Source organism: Achromobacter sp. ACRQX (assembly GCF_022346505.1).
GTDB lineage: Bacteria > Pseudomonadota > Gammaproteobacteria > Burkholderiales > Burkholderiaceae_B > Achromobacter > Achromobacter animicus.
The window spans coordinates 1-921 of the sequence record NZ_JAKRML010000068.1; the positions used below are offsets into that span (position 1 = coordinate 1).

Here is a 921-nt window from a genome sequence, read left to right on the forward strand (position 1 = left end):
GCCCAGATGGACGGCGCGATCCTGGTCGTGTCGGCCGCTGACGGCCCCATGCCGCAAACGCGTGAGCACATCCTGCTGAGCCGCCAGGTTGGCGTGCCGTACATCATCGTCTTCCTGAACAAGGCTGACATGGTTGACGACGCCGAGCTGCTCGAGCTGGTGGAAATGGAAGTTCGCGAACTGCTGTCCAAGTACGACTTCCCGGGCGACGACACCCCGATCGTCAAGGGTTCGGCCAAGCTGGCGCTGGAAGGCGACAAGGGCGAACTGGGCGAACAGGCCATCCTGTCGCTGGCCGCTGCGCTGGATTCGTACATCCCGACGCCTGAGCGTGCCATCGACGGCGCGTTCCTGATGCCCGTTGAAGACGTGTTCTCGATCTCGGGTCGCGGCACCGTGGTGACCGGCCGTATCGAACGCGGCATCATCAAGGTCGGCGAAGAAATCGAAATCGTCGGTATCGTTCCGACGGTCAAGACGACCTGCACGGGCGTGGAAATGTTCCGCAAGCTGCTGGACCAAGGTCAAGCCGGCGACAACGTGGGCATCCTGCTGCGCGGCACCAAGCGTGAAGACGTCCAGCGCGGCCAAGTTCTGGCCAAGCCGGGCTCGATCACCCCGCACACGGACTTCACGTCCGAGGTGTACATCCTGTCCAAGGAAGAAGGCGGCCGCCACACCCCGTTCTTCAACGGCTATCGTCCCCAGTTCTACTTCCGCACGACGGACGTGACCGGCACGATCGACCTGCCGGCCGACAAGGAAATGGTTCTGCCGGGCGACAACGTGACGATGACCGTCAAGCTGCTGGCCCCGATCGCCATGGAAGAAGGTCTGCGTTTCGCCATCCGTGAAGGCGGTCGTACCGTCGGCGCCGGCGTCGTCGCCAAGATCCTGAAGTAATTCGGATCTATTAAGTAA

1 protein-coding gene is annotated in these 921 nt (G+C 62.4%); it reads left to right on the forward strand.

The features are described 5' to 3' along the window. Positions 1-903, forward strand: a 903-nt coding sequence (gene tuf, locus MHZ91_RS28180; protein ID WP_239216589.1) for an elongation factor Tu, incomplete at its 5' end; no start/stop codon positions are given. Positions 904-921 lie beyond the last annotated feature (18 nt).